At 70.5% G+C, this 19,612-nt stretch carries 14 protein-coding genes; 7 read left to right on the top strand and 7 right to left on the bottom strand.

The genetic code is table 11. The annotated features are described in order from the left end of the window. The first annotated feature begins 91 nt into the window (after positions 1 to 91). The 7 genes from H0B56_RS10430 to H0B56_RS10400 all read left to right on the top strand — a co-directional run bounded on the left by H0B56_RS10430 (position 92) and on the right by H0B56_RS10400 (position 9,613). The gene (locus H0B56_RS10430) at positions 92 to 880 is read left to right on the top strand and encodes a hypothetical protein (protein ID WP_180892770.1); all 789 of its coding nucleotides are present in this window, start codon (positions 92 to 94) and stop codon (positions 878 to 880) included. Positions 881 to 1,191: 311 nt separating this feature from the next. Then, positions 1,192 to 5,718, top strand: coding sequence for a coiled-coil domain-containing protein (locus tag H0B56_RS10425; protein WP_180892769.1), 4,527 nt, complete (start codon positions 1,192 to 1,194; stop codon positions 5,716 to 5,718). A gap of 211 nt (positions 5,719 to 5,929) precedes the next feature. Next, positions 5,930 to 6,934: a type I glyceraldehyde-3-phosphate dehydrogenase gene (gene gap / locus H0B56_RS10420; protein ID WP_180892768.1), complete on the top strand. Its 1,005-nt coding sequence runs from the start codon at positions 5,930 to 5,932 to the stop codon at positions 6,932 to 6,934. Between the two features lie 4 nt (positions 6,935 to 6,938). Beyond that, positions 6,939 to 8,168, top strand: a complete 1,230-nt coding sequence (locus H0B56_RS10415; protein ID WP_180892767.1) for a phosphoglycerate kinase — start codon at positions 6,939 to 6,941, stop codon at positions 8,166 to 8,168. Continuing rightward, entirely contained in the window at positions 8,165 to 8,950 is a 786-nt protein-coding gene (gene tpiA / locus H0B56_RS10410; RefSeq protein WP_180892766.1) for a triose-phosphate isomerase, read from the top strand. Before H0B56_RS10415 ends, tpiA begins: the two co-directional genes overlap by 4 nt. Positions 8,951 to 9,034: 84 nt before the next feature. Then, on the top strand, positions 9,035 to 9,265 hold the full coding sequence (secG, locus tag H0B56_RS10405) for a preprotein translocase subunit SecG (RefSeq protein ID WP_089301098.1): 231 nt from the start codon (positions 9,035 to 9,037) through the stop codon (positions 9,263 to 9,265). A 6-nt stretch (positions 9,266 to 9,271) separates the two neighbouring features. Next, positions 9,272 to 9,613: an RNA polymerase-binding protein RbpA gene (locus H0B56_RS10400; RefSeq protein WP_089301097.1), complete on the top strand. Its 342-nt coding sequence runs from the start codon at positions 9,272 to 9,274 to the stop codon at positions 9,611 to 9,613. A gap of 34 nt (positions 9,614 to 9,647) precedes the next feature. Here H0B56_RS10400 and H0B56_RS23235 read toward each other — a convergent pair whose 3' ends face one another. The 7 genes from H0B56_RS23235 to tkt form a co-directional block, all read right to left on the bottom strand. Further along, positions 9,648 to 10,844 carry a histidine kinase gene (locus tag H0B56_RS23235; RefSeq protein ID WP_180892765.1) on the bottom strand — a complete coding sequence of 399 codons (1,197 nt, stop codon included), beginning with the start codon at positions 10,842 to 10,844 and terminating at the stop codon, positions 9,648 to 9,650. A 173-nt stretch (positions 10,845 to 11,017) separates the two neighbouring features. Continuing rightward, positions 11,018 to 11,797: a 6-phosphogluconolactonase gene (gene pgl, locus H0B56_RS10390; RefSeq protein WP_180892764.1), complete on the bottom strand. Its 780-nt coding sequence runs from the start codon at positions 11,795 to 11,797 to the stop codon at positions 11,018 to 11,020. Beyond that, entirely contained in the window at positions 11,794 to 12,744 is a 951-nt protein-coding gene (locus H0B56_RS10385; RefSeq protein WP_180892763.1) for a glucose-6-phosphate dehydrogenase assembly protein OpcA, read from the bottom strand. Before H0B56_RS10385 ends, pgl begins: the two co-directional genes overlap by 4 nt. Next, positions 12,741 to 14,306, bottom strand: coding sequence for a glucose-6-phosphate dehydrogenase (gene zwf, locus H0B56_RS10380; RefSeq protein WP_219632557.1), 1,566 nt, complete (start codon positions 14,304 to 14,306; stop codon positions 12,741 to 12,743). The genes H0B56_RS10385 and zwf overlap by 4 nt, the downstream gene beginning before the upstream one ends. 4 nt (positions 14,307 to 14,310) lie before the next feature. Next, on the bottom strand, positions 14,311 to 15,945 hold the full coding sequence (locus H0B56_RS10375; RefSeq protein ID WP_180892762.1) for a glucose-6-phosphate isomerase: 1,635 nt from the start codon (positions 15,943 to 15,945) through the stop codon (positions 14,311 to 14,313). Then, the gene (tal, locus tag H0B56_RS10370; protein ID WP_180892761.1) at positions 15,938 to 17,071 is read right to left on the bottom strand and encodes a transaldolase; all 1,134 of its coding nucleotides are present in this window, start codon (positions 17,069 to 17,071) and stop codon (positions 15,938 to 15,940) included. Before tal ends, H0B56_RS10375 begins: the two co-directional genes overlap by 8 nt. A gap of 39 nt (positions 17,072 to 17,110) precedes the next feature. Further along, positions 17,111 to 19,210 carry a transketolase gene (gene tkt, locus H0B56_RS10365; protein WP_180892760.1) on the bottom strand — a complete coding sequence of 700 codons (2,100 nt, stop codon included), beginning with the start codon at positions 19,208 to 19,210 and terminating at the stop codon, positions 17,111 to 17,113. Between the last annotated feature and the right edge of the window lie 402 nt (positions 19,211 to 19,612).

Genomic DNA, 19,612 nt, shown 5'->3' with positions numbered 1-19,612 from the left:
GACCCCGGCGCATGACCCCGGTGAGCGAACCCTGCGAACGACTCCGGGAACGTGACCCACGTGAACGAACCGTGCTTGAGGAGGTGCAGTGATGGGCGCGGCGGATGCCGAAGCAGCTGCCCGGTTGATCGCCTACGGCCTGCGGCCCAAACAGGTACCGGCACGGGACGCCGGTTACTCCGACCTGGTGCGGAAGTATCACGCGGACAGCCAGTTCAAGCAGCTGACGCACTCGGTCGCTGCCGGGCTCGGACTGCTGGTCCTGGAGGTGAACCAGCAGGCGGGCGCGGTCCTCGCGGCCACGGACGAGTCCGTCTTCGAGATCAAGATGGACAACTACGCGCGCCAGAGCAAGATCCGGGAGAGGAGGGAGACCGAGAAGGTGCTGCACGGTGTCATACACCTGGCCACAGCCGCGCTCGCGTTCCCCCGTCCGGATGATCTTGCCAATGACACCTACGTCGGACGAGTGTCGGTCGAGCAGGTGGACAGCGTGGTCCGGGAGGCGTGCCGCATCCTCGACGAGCGAGCCGCACAGGCCGACGAGAACGACGACCCCCTTTCCGACGCCCCTGAGCTGGAGCAGGCGTGGCGGGTATACGCTCGCAGACCCGCGGCCGCCGCCACCAAGGACGGCAGGCTCGCGCCGGACACCACGCGTGGCATGATCAGCCGTGCACTGCGGTTCCTCGCCGAGCAGGGATTCCTGGTGCACATCAACTCGGATCGCGGGGGCACGTACCGGACGACTCCGCGATACCAGATTCAGGTCCGTGAGCTCGCGGCGGACCGCGCGTTCAGCGAGCTGCTCGACCTCGACGTGGTCGCGGTCGCCGACGACGTCGGAACGTTGCGCGCAGCCAGCAGTGAGACGCTCTAGCGGTTGGACCGACCGCCGTCCGGTGGACGGGGCCTCCCTGTGGGGAGGTCGCGGCCGCCGGAACACCCCCATGGTGGTCGGACCAGAGCTCGAGGTGTATCAGTGGTTGGGCCGACGACAGTCCGGAGAGCGGGGCCTCCCCGTGGGGAGGTCGCGGCAACCGGAAACGCTACGGCGTTCGGACCGGAGGTCGAGGTATGTCAGCGGTCGCGTCGATCGCAGGACCACTCCGAGCCGGGCTGAGCGAGGGGACCTGACGCCGTCGCGGCGAGGGCGGGCCTGCGGGCGAACATGGAGCAACGGAGGTGCCGATGTACGAACTGTCCCGGGTGCGGCTGCACTCGGTCGGTCCGGCTGGGGCGCGGTACCAGGATGTCGTGCTGGACCTCAGCGGTGTCGGCGAGGTCGTGTCGGCGCCCGCGCAGGACGCGTTGTTCAGCGCGGGGGTGCAACTGTCCTCCGGCGCGGACGCCGAGGCGGCCGCGCCGGTCCGCAGGCCTTCCCCCGCGAGCGTGCTGTTCCTGGAGAACGGCGGCGGCAAGTCCGTGTTGATCAAGCTCATCTTCTCGGTGATGCTTCCCGGTAGACGGCAGGTCGTCGGCACGACGAACACGCGCGTGCTGGAGAAGTTCGTCGAGTCCAAGGACGTGGCACACGTCGTGCTGGAGTGGCAGCACACCCGGACCGGACAGCGCCTGATCACGGGAAAGGTGTCCGAGTGGCGTGGCCACGTGGTCTCCTCGGACCCGGCCAACCTGGTCGACTCGTGGTACTGCTTCCGGCCGAGCGTGACGCTCAACCTCGACTCGCTGCCGCTGACGTCGAACGGGCAGCTGCTGACCGTGTCGGCGTTCAAGGAAAGCCTGGACGCGCAGCACAAGGCCGAGCCGGAAGTGGACCTGTTCTGGACGCGCAAGCACAGGGACTGGACCGACCGGCTCGCGCAGCTGGGCTTGGACACCGAGCTGTTCCGCTACCAGCGCGCGATGAACGCGGGCGAGGGCGAGGCGGTCGACGCCTTCGCCTTCCAGACCGACGACGCCTTCGTCGAGTTCCTGCTGCGCGCGGTGATCGACGAGCAAGGTCCGGCGGACCTGGCCGACGTGCTCAGCAGTTACGCGGACAACCTCGCGCAGCGCGGCGAGCTGCTCGTCGAGCGCGACTTCGTCGCGGGTGCGCTCGAGCTGCTCGAGCCGCTCGTCGAGTCCTCCGACGCAGCGGCAGGCGCTCGCCAGGAAAGCGAGCGTGCGCGGGAGCAGGCGCGGGAGTTCGCGGCAGCGGTCGCCGCGCGGCGGCACGCGGAGTCCGAACGGTTGCAAGGGCTGCGCGACCACGTCGAGGAGCTGCGTACCGCGGAGCGCCTGGCCGAAGGAGACCACAGGAGGAAAGGCGCCGTGGTCACCGAGCTCCGCCGGGTCGTCGCCCTGCTGCGGCTCGACGCGGGGCAGGCCGATGCCGACCGCCTCGCCGAGCAGGTCGCCGAGGCCGACACCACGGCACGGGCATGGCGGGCCACCTCGACGGTACTGGCACATCTCAACGCCGCGCACAAGGCGAAAGCCACCCGCGAGCTTGTCGGCAACAGGGAAGAGCGCGCGCAGCCCGCGCTCGCTGCCAAGAACGCGGCGGCGACGGCGCTGGCCAGGGGACTGCTCGCGCTGGCAGAGGATGCCAGGGCGGACGCCGAGCACGCGGAACGGGCGGCCGAGTCGGCGCGGCGGTCGGCGGCGGACGCGCAGCACCAGCGGGACGAGGCGATGGCCAAGGCGGCCGAGCACAGCGCGCGTGCCGAGTCGCTCGACTCCCGGATCGCCGAGGTCGAGCAGCGCGTGCGGGAAGCTGTCGAGGCGGGAACCCTGCCGGAGGGCACCGACACCGACGGCGTCGCCGCGGCCGAGCGCAGCGCGCGCGAGGCGGCCGAGCGTGCCGAGCGTGACCTCGCCCAGCACGAGCGTGAGCTCGCCGAGATCGAGACGGAACACGCCGAGGCGACCGGGGCACTGCATACCGAGCAGCAGCGACGCAGCAGTGCGCGTGCGCGTGCCGAGTCCGCGCAGGCCGAGCTGGACCGGGCGAACGAACGCACCGAGGCACTCGCCGCGGACCCGCGCCTCGCCGAGTTGCTCGGCGGGGAGAGCGTGCACCTGGACGTGGACCTGCCCGTGCTGCTGAACCGGTTGTCCGAGGCGCGGAACAGGGCGGACCGGGAGGCCACGGAACTGCGGATGGCCGAGTCCGCCGATGAGCGCGCGCTGCAGGCGCTCGGGTCGGCAGGCCTGCTTCCCCCGCCCGAGGACGTGCAGCAGGTGCTGGACGTGCTGGAGGACGCCGGGATCACCGCGTGGTCCGGCCTGCGTTACCTGTCCACATTGAGCTCGGCACGTGCCGGGGACGTGCTGAACAGGTTCCCGCAGCTGGTGGGCGGGGTGCTGATCAACGATCCGTCCCGGGTCGAACGCGCGCGGGAGGTGTTGTCCGAGACCACGCTGTTGCCGCGCGCCGCCCTCGCTGTGGGGTGTACCCAGGCGGTCTCGGGCCCCGGGGACTCCGGTGGCTCCGGCGACACCGCCGCCCCTGACGGTGCGGGCAGCGCCGTGGCTCCGGGTGTGGAGTTCGTCATCCCACCGAACCCGGCGCTCTACGACGAGGATGCCGCCGACAGGGAACGTACCGCGATCACCAGGCGACAGGCCGAGCGCAAGCAGGAGCTGGCCCGGCTGGCCGAGCAGTCCTCATCGGACGCCGCTCTCGAGTGGAAGCTGCGTGCCTGGCGCGAGGAGTACCCGGCCGGGTCGGTGGCCACCCTCGCCGAACGGGCAGAGGAGGCCTGGTCGGAGTACGAGCAGGCAGGCGTCGCCGAGGCCCGCGCGTCCGAGACCGTCGAGTACGTGGCCCGTCGCCGCGCCGAGCTGCGCGAGCTGATCCCCGAGCTGCGTGCCTCGGTGCGGTCGGCGACCGAGCGCGTCCGCGAGCTCGGCGAGCTGTCCGGATCCGTGGCACGGGTGGGGCAGTGGCGCGACGAGGCCCGGGCGGCACGTGAGCAAGCCGAGCGGCTGCAGTCCGAAGCCTCCGACGCCGAGGCTGTCGCCGGGCGGTGGCGCGAGCAGGCGGCCGAGGAGCAGCGCACCGCGGACGGGCATCACCGCACCGTGGCCAGCGCGCGCGCCGAACTGGCCGAGGTGCCGGGGGGCGGGTCCGTCTCCACGGATGAGCCGGTGCCCGAGGAGCCGATCGACGTGCTGCGCCGGAGCCTGGCCGCGGCCGACGACGCCTACGCCAAGGTGGAGGTGGGCAACGACCTGCGCGCCGAGCTCGACCACTCCGAGCAGGCCGAGGCAGCGGCGCGCGCCGAGCTCGAGGCCCTCGACCCGGACGTGCGCGCGCTCGCCGAACACCTGCTGGAGACTCCGGACGGTGCCGACGCGGCATCCCGGGCGGCCGCGCAGCAGCGGGCCGAGCGGGAGCTGGACTCGGCGCAGGCACAGCGGTCGGATGCGGTGGCCGCTGTGGCCACCCAGCGGGCCGAGCTGGAGGCGTTGCCCGCTGCCCCGTCGGTTCTCGACGACTTCCAGCGACCCGGTTCGGTTGCCTACGGGCTCGAGCTGATCAGTAACGCGCGGGACGAGGTCGCGGCTGCCGCGCGCGAGCTGGAGGACCTGCAGCAGAAGCTGACCGAGGCCGAGGACGTGCTCGACGATGCCGAGTCGGCCGCGGCCGGGTTCGCGATGCTCGGCGACTCGATGGCCCCGATCGTCGGCGCGGGCGCAGGCGAGCGCACCGACGAGGTCGAGGCCTACGACGGGGACATCGAGTCGGCACGCTCGCGCTGGTCGGTGCTGAACTCCGCGCTCGCGGCGGCGGACGAGGCGGTCGCGGAGGCGGACAGGCGGGTGCGTGGCCAGGCCGACGCCCTCGTGGAGTACGCGGCAGAGGAACGCTTCGAGAAGCTGTCCAGCCCCGTCCGGCGGCAGATCGTCTCGGTGCGCAGGGACAAGCTCGGCGAGCATGCCAGGGAGTGGATCTCGGCGCTGCGTCCCCGGCTGCGCAGCCTCACCGGTGATCTCGAACAGATCGACAGGCACCGCTCGGGGATCGTCACGCGGCTGCAGGGCATGGTCGAGGGCGCGCTGCGGGTACTGCGCTCGGCGCAGCGGCTGTCACGCCTGCCCGATGGCCTCGGCGACTGGTCCGGTAGCGAGTTCCTGCGCATCCGTTTCACCGACCCCGACGAGTCGATGCTGGTCGAGCAGCTCGGTCAGGTCGTCGACGAGGTCGCTGCCGGGAAGTCGCCGGACGGCAAGGACGTCCGGCGCGACGGGATGTCCTTACTGCTGCGGGGCGTGCGAGCCGCCGTGCCGAAGGGGTTCCGTATCGACGTGCTCAAGCCCGATTCGGTGCTGCGTACCGAGCGGCAGCGGGTCTCGGAGATCAAGGACGTGTTCTCCGGAGGCCAGCAGCTGACCGCCGCGATCGTGTTGTACTGCACCATGGCGGCGCTGCGCGCGAACGACAAGGGCCGCACGCAGGAGTCGCATTCGGGCGTGTTGTTCCTGGACAACCCGATCGGCCGGGCGTCGGCGGGGTACCTTCTCGAGCTGCAGCGTGCGGTGGCACGCGCGCTCGGGGTGCAGCTGATCTACACGACGGGACTGTTCGACGCCGGGGCCCTGAGCGAGTTCCCCCTGATCATCCGCATGCGCAATGACGCCGACCTGCGTGCGGGCCGGAAGTACCTGGCCGTGGACGCCACGATGCGCGAGGCGGTCGAGTCGCTCGGCGAGCCGGACGGGGTGGGGCGTGTGTCGGCCACGCGCGTCTACGACCGGGGTGAGGCGTGAGGACTGACACGTCGGGACGGCCGGTCGGGCAGCGTGCTTCTTGATCGATCAACCTCTTCGGTATAGGCTGCGTGACCGGTACGGCGAGGCGCGCGGGGGCGCTCGGATCGACGCTGGCCAGCACGCTAGGCTGGCTGCGAGCTTTAGCCGCCGCGTGCAGCTGGGTACGCCCGGCCCGTAAGCAACCTGAGCAGACAAGGAGACCAGTGCAGTGACGGTTCGTGTAGGTGTGAACGGCTTCGGCCGGATCGGCCGCAACTTCTTCAGGGCCGTGCAAGCGAGCGGCCAGGACATCGAGATCGTCGCGTTCAACGACCTCGGTGACGTCGCCACGATGGCTCACCTGCTCGCCTACGACAGCGTCCTCGGCAGGCTGTCCGAGGAGGTCACCGTCAACGACGAGGGAATCTCCGTCGGCGGCAAGACGATCAAGACCTTCGCCGAGCGCGACCCGGCCAACCTGCCGTGGGGCGACCTCGGGGTGGACGTCGTCGTGGAGTCGACCGGCCTGTTCACCCAGGCCGACGCCGCGCGCAAGCACCTCGATGCCGGGGCACGCAAGGTCGTCATCTCGGCGCCCGCGAAGGGTGAGGACCTGACTGTCGTGCTGGGTGTCAACGACGACCAGTACGACGGTTCGCAGTCGATCATCTCCAACGCCTCGTGCACCACCAACTGCCTCGGGCCGATGGCCAAGGTGCTGCACGAGAACTTCGGCATCGAGCACGGGCTCATGACCACCATCCACGCCTACACCGCGGACCAGAACCTGCAGGACGGCCCGCACAAGGACCTGCGAAGGGCCAGGGCCGCCGGACTGAACATCGTTCCGACGAGCACGGGAGCGGCCAAGGCGATCGGCCTGGTGCTTCCGGAGCTCAACGGCAAGCTCGACGGGTACGCGCTGCGCGTCCCTGTCCCGACGGGCTCCACGACGGACCTCACCGCGACGTTGCGCACCGAGGCTTCGGTCGAGGAGGTCAACGCGGCGTTCAAGGCCGCGGCGGACGGCCCGCTGAAGGGGATCCTGCGCTACAGCGAGGAACCGATCGTCTCGACCGACATCGTGACCGACCCGGCTTCGACCGTTTACGACGCACCGCTGACCAACGTGATCGGCAACCAGGTCAAGATCGTCGGCTGGTACGACAACGAATGGGGTTACTCCAACCGCCTCGCCGACCTGGTCACGCTCGTCGGTTCGAAGCTGTCCTGACGTCATGGGCGAGCTCAAGACGGTCGATGACCTGATCTCGGACGGAGTCGCCGGGCGGAGCGTGCTGTTGCGCGCGGACCTGAACGTGCCGCTGGACGAGACCTCCGATACCGCCGTGGTGACCGACGACGGCAGGATCCGGGCGATGCTGCCCACCCTTGGCAGGCTGGTCGATGCGGGCGCGCGGGTCGTGGTGGCCGCGCACCTCGGACGCCCGAAGGGAGCTCCGGACCCGCGATACTCGCTTGCACCTGTGGCCGCGCGACTCGAGCAGCTGCTCGACCGTCCCGTCCGGCTCGCCGCCGACGTGACCGGTGCGGGCGCGCGGGCAGCCGTCGGCGAGATGACCGACGGCGCGGTCGTCGTGCTGGAGAACGTCCGGTTCGACGCGCGGGAGACGAGCAAGGACGACGCCGAGCGCGCGGAGCTGGCCGGGGAGCTCGCCGGCCTGCTCGGCACGAACGGCGCGTTCGTCTCCGACGGCTTCGGGGTGGTGCACCGCAAGCAGGCTTCGGTCTATGACGTCGCGCGGCTGCTTCCCGCCTACGCAGGCGACCTCGTGCTGTCCGAGGTCGACGTGCTTCGCACCCTCACCGGTGATCCCGCGAGACCGTACGCGGTCGTACTCGGCGGGTCGAAGGTCTCGGACAAGCTCGGCGTGATCGACGCGCTGCTACCCACAGTGGACCGCCTGCTCGTCGGGGGAGGGATGTGCTTCACGTTCCTCGCCGCGCAAGGCCACGAGATCGGTGACTCCCTCGTGGAGTGGGAGATGCTCGATGCCTGCAAGCGGCTGCTGTCCGAGGCCGGTGACGCGCTGATCCTGCCGAGCGACGTCGTGGTAGCCGACGCGTTCGCGGCGGACGCCAACACCCGGGTCGTCGCGGCGGACGCCATCCCGCACGGGTGGATGGGCCTGGATATCGGCCCGGACAGCGTGCGAACCTTCGCAGGCGCGCTGGCACCGGCACGGACGGTGTTCTGGAACGGGCCCATGGGCGTGTTCGAGATGGCCGCGTTCGCCGGGGGAACCAGGGGTGTGGCCGAGGCGATCGCCGATGTCGACGGGTTCAGCGTCGTCGGCGGCGGAGACTCGGCCGCGGCGGTGCGTACGCTCGGACTGCCCGACGAGCGGTTCGGGCACATATCCACGGGCGGCGGAGCGTCGCTCGAGTTTCTCGAGGGCAAGGAACTGCCCGGGGTCACGATTCTCGAAGAAGGGGGTGCCGCGTGACCGACAAGCCGTTGATCGCGGGCAACTGGAAGATGCACCTGAACCATCTCGAGGCGATCGCGCTGGTGCAGAAGATCGCGTTCACGCTGCCGGAGAAGTACTTCAACAGCGTGGACGTCGCGGTGCTGCCCCCGTTCACCGACATCCGCAGCGTGCAGACCCTGATCGAGGGGGACAAGCTGTCCGTCACGCACGGCGCTCAGGATGTCTCGGCGCACGAGTCGGGCGCTTACACCGGCGAGGTGTCCGGCGCCATGCTGGCCAAGCTCGGGTGCTCGTTCGTCGTCGTCGGGCATTCGGAGCGGCGTGAGCATCACGGTGAGACGGACGAGCTGGTCAACGCCAAGGTACGTGCCACGCTGGCCAACGGGATGACGCCGATCCTGTGCGTGGGGGAGAGCCTGGAGGTGCGGGAACAGAACGCGCATCTCGAGCACACCACCGAGCAGCTCGGCGCCGCGCTCAAGGGTGTGAGCGCCGCGCAGGCAGGCAACTGCGTCATCGCTTACGAGCCCGTATGGGCGATCGGTACGGGGCGGGTCGCCACACCGGCCGACGCCGAGGAGGTCTGCGCCGCGCTTCGGGAACGGCTGTCCGGTGACTACGGTGACGAGGTGGCCCGGCAGGTCCGGGTGCTCTACGGCGGCTCGGTGAAGTCGAAGAACATCGGTGAACTCGTCCAGCAGTCGAACATCGACGGGGCGCTGGTCGGGGGAGCCAGCCTCGACGCCGAGGAGTTCACCAAGCTCTGCGCGCTCGCCGCTGGTGGCCCGCTGCCGTAACCTGCTCGTCACCGGGTAGCCTGGTAGCCGATACGGTCCACTGGGGTCGGCCCGGCTGGCTCGACGTCACATCGTGAGGACGACATGGAATTCTTCCTGCGGGTACTTCTGGTGCTCAGCAGTCTCGCGCTGATCACAGCGGTACTCTTGCACAAGGGCCGCGGCGGGGGGTTGTCGTCGCTGTTCGGCGGCGGAACGCAGTCCAGCCTCGCCGGTTCGAGTATGGCCGAGAAAAATCTGGACAGGATCACGTTGGCCATCGGTGCCGTGTGGGTGATCTCGATCGCCGGTATCGGCCTGCTCATGAAGGTGTAGTGAAGCATGGCAGACGGGCAGGCAATTCGAGGCTCCAAGGTCGGGTCCGGTCCGGCGGGGGAGGCGGAGCGTGGTGAGTCCGCGCCGCGCCGCGTGGTCTCCTACTGGTGTGCCAACGGGCACGAGTCGACTCCGGCGTTCGCGACCGACGCCGATGCTCCGCGGGAATGGGAGTGCCAGCGGTGTGGCGTACCCGCCGGCCGTGACCGGGACAACCCGCCGGAGGCCCGGCGTACCGAGCCGTACAAGTCGCACTTCGCCTACGTTCAGGAGCGGCGCAGCGAGGAGGAGGGCCAGGCCATCCTGGCCGAGGCGCTCGAACGGATCCAGGAACGCCGCGGACGGTAGGCGCCAGGCAGGCACACGGTGCGGGCCCGGCCCGTCATCGCCGTAGCGGGTACCGCGCCGACACCTCGAAACCCCCGTCGTCTGTCGATCGTGCGTGGAACGTGCCATCGAGCTGCATGGCTCGTTCCGCGAGCCCGGCGAGCCCGTAGCCGCCGGACGGCGCCGTATGCGCCGGGCCGGTTCTCGGCGAGTTGCGGATCTCGACCCAGACGGCTTCGTGATCCGAGCCCAACCGTACGGTCGCCGTAGCCCCGGGCGCGTGCTTACGCACGTTGATCAACGACTCCTGCACGGTGCGGTAAATCGCCGTGCTCACGTCCTCGGGGATCCGTTCCGGCGGCATGGTGGGCTGCATCCGCACCGGTACCCCGATCGTCTCCGCCAGCTCCGCGAGCTCGTCGAGCCCGTGCCGCCGGGGCTCCTCGGCGGGGTTGTCCCGCAGCATGCTGATCACCGAGCGGAGCTCGTGGAGCGTGCGGGAGCTGAGCTGGTGAATGACCGAGCCCGACTCCCGAGCTGATTCCAGCGTCGGTGCCGACTCGAGCACGTTGGCCTGCATGGTGATGAGCGTGATGTCGTGCGCGACCACGTCGTGCATCTCGCGAGCCAGCCGGGCACGCTCCTCGTGCCGTGCGCTGCGCTGGTGCGCTTGCCGGTCCTGCTCCTGTAGCTCGGCGGCCTCGGCGGCGCGTTCGCGCCAGGCACGACGCTGCGCCGCGAGCACGCCGATGGCGTAGGCACCGGCCGCAAGGATGATCGAGGTCCCCGTGCCGAGCACGCGCTCGCGCCAGCCCCCGTCGAAGCCCGGGGTCACCAGCCAGGCCGGGACGGCAGCGAGCACGACCAGCGCCAGCGCGGCGTACGACCGGTGCGGCGAGCTCGTACGGTAGGCGACGTGGCCGAGCGCGATCATGGTGGCAAGCAACGACCAGCCGAGGACCATACCCGGCATGGTGGCCAGCAGCGTCACTCGCGGGTAGGCGTTGCGCGCGAGCAGTACGGCGCAGGCCAGGGCCGAGCACACCACGGCGGGTACGGGCGCGTCGGGGGGAAGGCGGAGCGGAACCTCGAGTGCGGCCACCATCACGACCGCTGCGTGGGCCGCGCACGCGCGCATGAGCCGCCAGGACGGCAGGCTCGCCGATCGGGTAGGCGTGCACGAGTGGCCGGTGCGCTCGCTCAGCCGGACGTTGTGTTGCAACGCCGACCCCGCCAGTCCGTACGTCTGCACTGTGGCAGGCCTCCGGTTCCTCAGCTGTCGCTGTCAGTCCCTCTACGAGAGGGGGAGTCCGTCACAGCGAGTCCGGGACGCGCGAACCGCCACCGACTACGGAAATGTGCGCGTGCAAACACCCCACGTGTGTGCTGAATGACGCTGTCAGTCCACGACGCGAGCTGAACGCGTCATTCAGAGCGCGGGAGACCGGCGGCGGCGTCGCGATCGAGCAGCCAGCGGGTGTGCGCGCGGCCGCACGCGCCTGCGACCGGCATCCGGCTTTCCGGCGCTCCGGCATAGGCGTCCGCGAGCACGTCGGCCTTGCCGGCACCGGAGGCGATCACCCACACCTCGGTGGCGCTGCGGATGGCAGGCAGGGACAGCGAGATCCTGGTCGGGGGAGGCTTCGGGCAGTCGCGCACGGCCACGACCAGCCGTTCTGTCTCGCGTACGGCAGGTGATTCCGGGAATATCGAGGCCACATGGCCCTCACCGCCCACGCCGAGCAGGACCACGTCGAACCACCCTGTCCCGCCACGCGCCGTCTCGGCACCGCCGGTACGGCCGTGCCCGCGGATCCGGCGTTCGTACCACTCGGCCGCGGCATCGGGGTCGCCTGCGAACTCGCCGTCCGAGGGCGGCATCGCGTGGATCCGCCGCGGGTCGGCGGGGACATGGTCCAGCAGCGCTTCCCTGGCCTGCTTCTCGTTGCGTTCCGCGTCGCCCGCGGGAACGAAGCGATCGTCACCCCAGAAGATGTCGAGGCGATCCCAGTCGACGGCCTGTGCCGCCGCGGACCGCGCGAGCTCGGCGAGCACGGCGATTCCGATGCCGCCTCCGGTAAGAGCGATCGACGCCGAACCGCGCGCGGCCTGCGTGTCGAGCACGGTGGTAACCAGCCGCGCGGCGCCCGCCGCGGCGAGCGCCTCCGCGTTGTCGTGCACGAGCACCTGCGGTGTGGTCGTCATGAGTCCGTCCCCGTTCCGTCGTCGGTGCGGTTGGCCGTGCCATGCAGCGCCACCCCGTAGACCTCGTCGGTCTCCAGCCGCCGCAGCTCCTCGGTAAGCGTCTGCGCCGTCGTGCGGCGTGGCAACGCGATCGTCCTGGGCGGCTGGTCGGGTTGGGTGAGCGTGCCGACGCGACCGTCGGGACGGTACAGCTCGACGGGCCCCGACGGGCGGTCGAGCGCCACGGCGGTGATGCCGCCCACTGTCGCGCCGCTCGCGGGATTGTCGGATACGCGCACGCGCACGCCCAGGTACTCGGCGAGCCAGCCCGCGAGCAGATGCACCGAGGGCGACCGTGGCTCGCCGGTGATCCTGGCCGCGGTCACGTCCTCGTACGGCGGCAGGTCGAGTGCCGCGACCAGCTGGGCACGCCAGTATGTCAACCGCGCCCACGCCAGGTCCGTGTCGCCGGGGCAGTACGAGCGTGCCCGTGCGCGCAGCGCGGTGAGAGGGTCGTGCTCGGCCTCCGAATCAGTGATCCGTCGCTGCGCGAGCGCCCCGAGCGGGTGCCGGATCGGGGCCTGCGGCCCGAACGACGGCCACCACGTGACGATGGGCGCGTCCGGAAGCAGCAACGGTACGACGGCACTCTCGGCGTGCCGCACGAGCTCACCGGACAGCCAGAACACGACCACCTCGCTCGCCCCGGCATCGCCGCCGATGCGGATCTGCCCGTCGATCCTGGTGGCGGCCTCCGGTGAGCCGCTGACCGTCACCAGGATCCGGCAGGGATGTTCCCGGCTTGCCTCGTTCGCGGCGCTGATCGCCTGCTCCACACCGTCGTGGCCGTCGAGGGGGACGACCAGGGTGAGTACCCTGCCGAGGGCCACCTGGCCGCCGTGCTCGCGCAGCTCGACGAGGCGCTCGTTGACCTGCGATGTGGTGGTCTCGGGAAGGTCGACGATCACGGTCGCCTCCAGTGCCTGCCGTGGCGGGTGAGCATCGTCTCCGCGGCGGACGGCCCCCAGCTGCCCGGGGAATAGGGCTCCGGCGAGCCGTGGTGGGCCCAGTGCTCCAGCACGGGGTCGAGTACCTGCCACGACAGCTCGACCTCGGCGTTGCTGGGAAACAGGGAGGGCTCACCGAGCAGGACGTCGAGAATGAGCCGTTCGTAGGCCTCCGGGGAGGACTCGGTGAACGCGTGCCCGTACCCGAAGTCCATCGTCACGTCGCGTACCTCCATGGCGCTGCCCGGCACCTTGGAGCCGAACCGCATCGTCACACCCTCGTCCGGCTGCACCCTGATCACCAGCGCGTTCTGACCGAGGTCGGAGGTCGACGTCGGTTCGAAGGGCTGGTACGGAGCGCGCTTGAACACCACGGCGATCTCGGTGACCCGCCGCCCGAGACGCTTGCCGGTACGGACGTAGAACGGCACCCCTGCCCAGCGCCGGTTCCGCACCGCCAGCGTCAACGCGGCATAGGTCTCGGTGCGCGAGTCGGGGGCGAACCCTTCCTCGTCGAGCAGGCCCACGACCCGGCGACCGCCCTGCCAGCCACCCGTGTACTGGCCCCTGGCGGTCGTGTGGCCGAACGGTTCGATCGCCTGCGTCGCGCCGAGCACCTTGGCTTTCTCCGCGCGGAGATGGTGCGGAGCGAACGTGAGCGGCTCCTCCATCGCCGTCAGCGCGAGCAGCTGCAGGAGGTGGTTCTGGATGACGTCGCGTGCGGCGCCGATCCCGTCGTAGTAGCCCGCGCGGCCGTCGAGGCCGATGTCCTCGGCCATGGTGATCTGCACGTGGTCGACGTGGTTGGCGTTCCAGACCGGCTCGAACATCTGGTTGGCGAAGCGCAGCGCCAGGATGTTCTGCACCGTTTCCTTGCCGAGGTAGTGGTCGATGCGGAACACCGACTCCTCGCCGAACACGGCATTGACCGCGGTGTTGAGCTCGCGCGCGCTGGTGAGGTCGTGACCGAACGGCTTCTCGATCACCACCCTGCGCCAGGAGTCCGCGCCGGGCTCGGCGAGACCGACCGCGGACAGCCCGTGGATGACGGAGTGGAAGGCGGACGGCGGGACCGAGAGGTAGAACGCGTGGTTGTTGCCGGTGCCGCGTTCGGAGTCCAGCTCATGGACCGTACCGGCGAGCCGCCGGAAAGCCTCGTGGTCGTCGAAGCTGCCTGAGACGAAGCGCAACCCGTCGACCAGGCGATGCCACACGGCGTCGTTGAACGGGGTACGCGCGTGCGCGGTCACCGCCTCAGCCATCATGTCGCGAAACTGCTGATCGGACCAGTCCCGTCGCGCGAAGCCCACCAGGGAGAAACCCGGTGGGAGCAAGCCGCGGTTGGCGAGATCGTAGACCGCGGGCAGCAGCTTCTTGCGCGCGAGGTCGCCGGTCACCCCGAAGATGACCAGGCTGGACGGCCCGGCCGTGCGGGGCAGGCGTTTGTCCCTCCGGTCACGCAACGGGTTGGCGTAGGCGGGTTGCACCCGCGCTCCGGTGTGCGGCGCCTGGGACGAGCTCATCGGCCTACAGGCGCTCGATGGCGGCGACCAGCTGGGCGAGCCCGGCGGCACGATCGGTCAGGTGCACGCGCAGCACGTCGAATCCGCGCTCGGCAAGCACCTGACCGTCGCCCTCGGCCTGAGCCAGCTGCAGCTGTGCCAGCGAGTACGGCATCTCCGGGACGGCGAGGTCGTGGTCGACGTCCCCGGTGATCTGCAGGAAGGCGCCGTTGGGATGGCCACCCTTGTGGTACTGGCCGGTGGAGTGCAGGAACCGGGGTCCCCATCCGAAGGTGACGTGCACACCGGCGCGCTTGGCCAGCTCCGGACGCAGCAGTGACGCGGACGCGTCGTCGAGCCTGTCGAGGTAGGCCTGCACGGCGAGGTAGCCGCGTACGGGCACGGCCGCGAGGAGCTCGCGCAGCGCCTCGTCGAGGGTCCCGGCCGCCGATCCCGTTCCGGTGTACACCTCGACGGCCCCGTCGACGACGCCGGGGCTTCCCGCCGAGCGCGCCCGGCCGGCAGCACCGCCGGTGCCGCCGTCGAGCAGTGCACGGGTGGCATGCTTGGCGGCCTCGACATCCGGCTGGTCGAAGGGGTTGATGCCGAGTAGCCGTCCTGCGATCGCCGTGGCGTACTCCCAGAGCAGGAACTGCGCGCCGAGAGGTCCTTCTGTCGAGAGCGCGGCACCGTCACGGGCGGGCCCGATCGCGACCGGCGTCGCGTCCGCGCCGGGTGTCCGGAAGCCCGGCGCGTCCGGGCTCTCCACCACGACCGGCAGCAGGCCCGTCCCGCGCTTGCCGGTGGACTCGGCGAGCAGCTGTTCGACCCAGTCACAGAACCCGGTGAGCGAACCGGGAGCACCCAGGTCGGTGTTGGTCAGCACCACCTTCTCGGCACCGGCGGTGTGCGCCGCCGCCAGCGCGCAGCCCAGCCGGTGCGCGGGGTTGTCCGCGGAGTCCGCGGACAGCGCGTCCGCCGCGCCTGCGGCCTGATCGAGCAGCCTGGCCACATCCGCTCCGGCCAGGCCGGCGGGGACCAGGCCGAAGGCCGTCAGCGCCGAGTAGCGCCCACCCACGTGCGGGTCGGCCAGGAACACCCTGCGGTATCCCTGCTGTTCGGCGAGCTCGGCCAGCGGGGTACCGGGGTCGGTGACCACGATCATGCGCGCGGCAGGGTCGATCCCGTCGGCTGCCATGGCCTCGGCGAACACCCGGCGCTGGCTGTCGGTCTCGACCGTGCCGCCGGACTTGGACGAGACCACCAGCGCCGTCCGGCTCAGATCCCCGGCGAGGGCGTCGGCGACCTGACCGGGATCGGTGGTGTCCAGCACGGTCAGCGCGACGCCCTCGGTGTTGGTGATCACTTCCGGTGCCAGCGACGAACCTCCCATGCCCGCCAGCACGATGCGATCGATGCCGTCGGCGTGCAGCTCGTCCCGCAGGGCGGAGATCTCACCGATCAACGCCCGGGAGGTCTGGTGCAGGGTGGTCCATCCGAGCCGGATCGCGGCTTCCGCCTCGGCCCCGGTTCCCCACAGCGTGGCATCTCCTGCGCCGATCCGGGAGGCGACTCCGTCCGCGACGACCTCGCCGATCAGCGGTTGTGCGGCGGCGTCGAGATCCGCGCTGACGATGTTGACGGCGACGGCCTCACCCATTCGCGCGCTCGCTGTCGTACGCGCGGTCGAGCTGGTCGCGCACGGTGTCGAGCAGCTCGGTCCAGGACTTCTCGAACTTGACGACGCCTTCCTGCTCGAGGGTGGCGAACACGTCGTCGACGTCGATGCCTGCCGCGACGAGGTCGTCGAAGACAGCCTGGGCCCGCGCGGCCGTCCCCGTCACCGTGTCGCCGCGGATCTCGGCGTGGTCGGCGACGGCGTGCAGGGTGCCCTCCGGCATGGTGTTCACCGTGCCTGCCGCGACGAGCTCGTCGACGTAGCGCGTATCGGAGTACGACGGGTCCTTGACCCCGGTCGAGGCCCAGAGCGGTCGCTGCGGACGTGCGCCGGCGCCCGCGAGCGCGGCCCACCGCGTGCCGGAGAACTCCTCGGCATACGCGGCGTAGGCCAGCCGCGCGTTGGCGATCGCCGCCTTGCCGAGCAGCGCCGTAGCGGCATCGCCACCGAGCCGCTGGAGCCGCTTGTCGATCTCGGAGTCGACGCGGGAGACGAAGAACGAGGCGACCGAGGCGATCGAGGCGATGTCGTGCCCGTTCGCTCCCGCCTGCTCGAGCCCGGTCATGAACGCGTCGATGACCTGCCTGTACCGCTGGATCGAGAAGATCAGGGTGACGTTGACGCTGATCCCGCTCGCGAGCGTGCGGGTGATCGCAGGCAGCCCTTCCTCGGTCGCAGGGATCTTGACGAGCAGGTTCGGCCGGTCGACCGTCTTCCACAGCTCAGCGGCCTCGGCCACGGTGCCCTCGGTGTCGCGGGCGAGGCGCGGGTCGACCTCGATGGACACCCGGCCGTCGACGCCTCCCGAGGCGTCGAACACGTCCCGGAACAGGTCGCAGGCGTCGGCGACGTCGGCCGTGGTGATCTCCCGGACAGCGGAGTCGACGTCGGCGCCGCGTTCGGCCAGCGAGCGGACCCGATCGCGGTATGCGGCACCGGAGGCGAGCGCACCGGCGAAGATCGTCGGGTTGGTTGTCACCCCGGTGACCCGGAAGTCGCGGATCAGCTCGGCCAGGTTGCCGGACTCGAGCCGCTCCCGCGACAGGTCGTCGAGCCAGACCGACACTCCGTGCTCGGTGAGCCGGGTCAGTGGATCAGTCGAGGTCATTCGTACCGAACTCCCTTCGTCGTGAGGTACGGTGCGCCCTCACCGGCCAGTGTTGCCGATCGTGCGGCGGGCGGCATCCGCGACGGCTTCGGCGGTGATGCCGAACTCGCGGTACAGGGTCTGGTAGTCGGCGGAGGCACCGAAGTGTTCCAGCGAGACGACCTCACCGGTGTCGCCGACGAGGCGGTGCCACGACTGGGCGATGCCGGCTTCCACGGCCACCCGGGCCCGCACCCGCTTGGGCAGGACCGACTCCCGGTAAGCGGCGTCCTGGGCATCGAACCACTCGACGCACGGCATCGACACGACCCGCGCGCCGACACCGTCGTGCGCGAGGGCCTCGCGGGCGGCCACGGCGAGCTGTACCTCCGAGCCCGTGGCGATCAGCACGACGTCCGGGTCGCCCTCGGTGTCGGCCAGCACGTAACCGCCGCGCCGGACCCCGTCCGCGTCGGTGCCCTCGAGTACCGGCACGTTCTGGCGGGTCAGCGCCATGCCCGTCGGGGCGTCGGTGGTCTCCAGCGCGCACTGCCACGCGGCCGCGGTCTCGTTGGCGTCGGCGGGACGTACCACGTTCAGCCCGGGGATCGCACGGAGCGCGGCCAGGTGCTCGACGGGCTGATGCGTGGGGCCGTCCTCGCCGAGACCGATCGAGTCGTGGGTCCAGACGTAGATGACCGGCCTGCGCATCAGCGCGGCCAGCCGCACGGCGGGGCGCATGTAATCGCTGAAGATCAGGAAGGTCGCGCCGTAGGGCCGCGTGTGGCCGTGCAGGGCGATGCCGTTGAGGATGGCCCCCATGGCGTGCTCGCGCACGCCGAAGTGCAGGTTACGGCCGTAGGGCTGGGCGGTGAACATCTTGGTGCTCGCGCTCTCCGGCCCGAACGAGTCGGAATTCTTGATCACCGTGTTGTTGCTCTCCGCGAGGTCCGCGGATCCGCCCCACAGCTCGGGAAGCACGTCGCCGATGGCATTGAGCACCTCGCCGGAGGCCTTACGGGTCGCGATCGGGCTCGCGCCGGGTTCCCAGGAGGGAAGCCGCTGCGTCCATCCCGCCGGCAGCTCGCGTGCGGCCAGCCGCTCGGCCAGCGCCTTGCGTTCCGGGTTCGCGGCCGCCCACGTGTCGTACCGCTGCTGCCACTGTGCGTGCGCCTGCCGTCCCCGTTCGACGACGCCACGGACGTGCGCCAGCACGTCGTCGTCGATCGGGAACCGGCGCTCCGGGTCGAAGCCGAGTGCCTTCTTGACCTCGGCGACCTCGTCGGCGCCGAGTGCCGCGCCATGCGCCTTGCCGGTGTTCATCGCCGTCGGTGCCGGGTAGCCGATGACGGTACGCAGCACGATCAGCGAGGGGCGGTGGACCTCCGCCTTGGCCGCGTCCAGCGCGCGCTGGATGCCGACGACGTCCTCACCGCTGTCGACGACCTCCACGTGCCAGCCGTAGGCCGCGTAGCGCGCCGCGGTGTCCTCGTCGAGCGCGATCGCGGTGTCGTCCTCGATCGAGATCTGGTTGTCGTCGTAGATCACGATGAGGTTGCCCAGCTCCTGCCTGCCGGCCAGCGAGGACGCTTCCGCCGTGACGCCCTCCTCGATGTCACCGTCCGAGGCGATCACGTAGATGTGGTGGTCGAATACGCTCGCACCACGGGGGCTGTCCGGGTCGAACAGGCCCCGTTCCCGCCTGGCGGCCATGGCCATACCCACCGCGTTGGCCAGTCCCTGGCCGAGCGGGCCGGTGGTGGTCTCCACGCCGGTGGTGTGCCCGTACTCGGGATGGCCCGGTGTGCGCGACTCCCAGCGGCGCAGTTGCTCGAGGTCGTCGAGCTCGAGCCCGTAGCCGGAGTAGAACAGCTGGATGTACAGGGTGAGGCTGCTGTGACCCGCGGAGAGAACGAACCGGTCGCGACCCCACCAGTCGGGACTGGTCGGGTCGTGCCGCATCACCCGCTGGAACAGCGTGTAGGCGACGGGGGCGAGGCTCATCGCGGTGCCGGGGTGTCCACTGCCACAGTGCTGTACCGCATCCGCGGCGAGTACTCGCATGGTGTCGACCGCCCGGGTATCGAGCTCGGTCCAGTCCGGCGGTGTCGTCCGGCGCAGACGTGGGTTCTCCTCGCTGACTGACGTGATGTCCGACACTGAATTCCTTCTTCGTTTCACGGTGTACCTGTGTTGTGTCTGTTCGCCTGCCGTTCGCTACCTGACCGTCGACCGTTCCTTCAGCGGGGAAGGGGTGTGCCCGCCGCCGTCCGACCACCGGTCACCGCCCACGGTCGTGCCCGGTAACCGGTGGTCGCCGGGGGTGACCGATGGTGCGGCACGAAGGCAGTGGAGCGTTGCGAGCACGGGGCAACGGTCAGCGCCGCACGACACCGGTCCAGCGTAATGGTTACCGGCGCGTAGCAGGCAGCGCGAGTGCCGCGCGTCTCGCGCACGTACCCGCCGCAGCCGCTACCCGGCGACGTGACTACCATGAGTTTTCGTGAGCTGAGAGGGCTGTTCACTCGACTGCGGGCTCGCGTCGGCGGTGGAGCCGCGTGG

It is taken from the genome of Haloechinothrix aidingensis, from assembly GCF_013450155.1.
GTDB classification, from domain to species: domain Bacteria; phylum Actinomycetota; class Actinomycetes; order Mycobacteriales; family Pseudonocardiaceae; genus Haloechinothrix; species Haloechinothrix aidingensis.
The sequence above is the reverse complement of the archived record's forward strand: the minus strand, read 5'-3'. Positions and strand labels throughout refer to the sequence as shown.

Excerpts from the sequence above, each read along its gene's own strand:
- tal (WP_180892761.1), bottom strand. The coding sequence starts at position 17,071 with ATGACCTCGACTGATCCACTGACCCGGCTCACCGAGCACGGAGTGTCG.
- zwf (WP_219632557.1), bottom strand. The coding sequence starts at position 14,306 with ATGAGCTCGTCCCAGGCGCCGCACACCGGAGCGCGGGTGCAACCCGCC.
- H0B56_RS10400 (WP_089301097.1), top strand. The coding sequence starts at position 9,272 with ATGGCAGACGGGCAGGCAATTCGAGGCTCCAAGGTCGGGTCCGGTCCG.
- secG (WP_089301098.1), top strand. The coding sequence starts at position 9,035 with ATGGAATTCTTCCTGCGGGTACTTCTGGTGCTCAGCAGTCTCGCGCTG.
- H0B56_RS10430 (WP_180892770.1), top strand. The coding sequence starts at position 92 with ATGGGCGCGGCGGATGCCGAAGCAGCTGCCCGGTTGATCGCCTACGGC.
- H0B56_RS10425 (WP_180892769.1), top strand. The coding sequence starts at position 1,192 with ATGTACGAACTGTCCCGGGTGCGGCTGCACTCGGTCGGTCCGGCTGGG.
- pgl (WP_180892764.1), bottom strand. The coding sequence starts at position 11,797 with ATGACGACCACACCGCAGGTGCTCGTGCACGACAACGCGGAGGCGCTC.
- H0B56_RS10375 (WP_180892762.1), bottom strand. The coding sequence starts at position 15,945 with ATGGGTGAGGCCGTCGCCGTCAACATCGTCAGCGCGGATCTCGACGCC.
- H0B56_RS10415 (WP_180892767.1), top strand. The coding sequence starts at position 6,939 with ATGGGCGAGCTCAAGACGGTCGATGACCTGATCTCGGACGGAGTCGCC.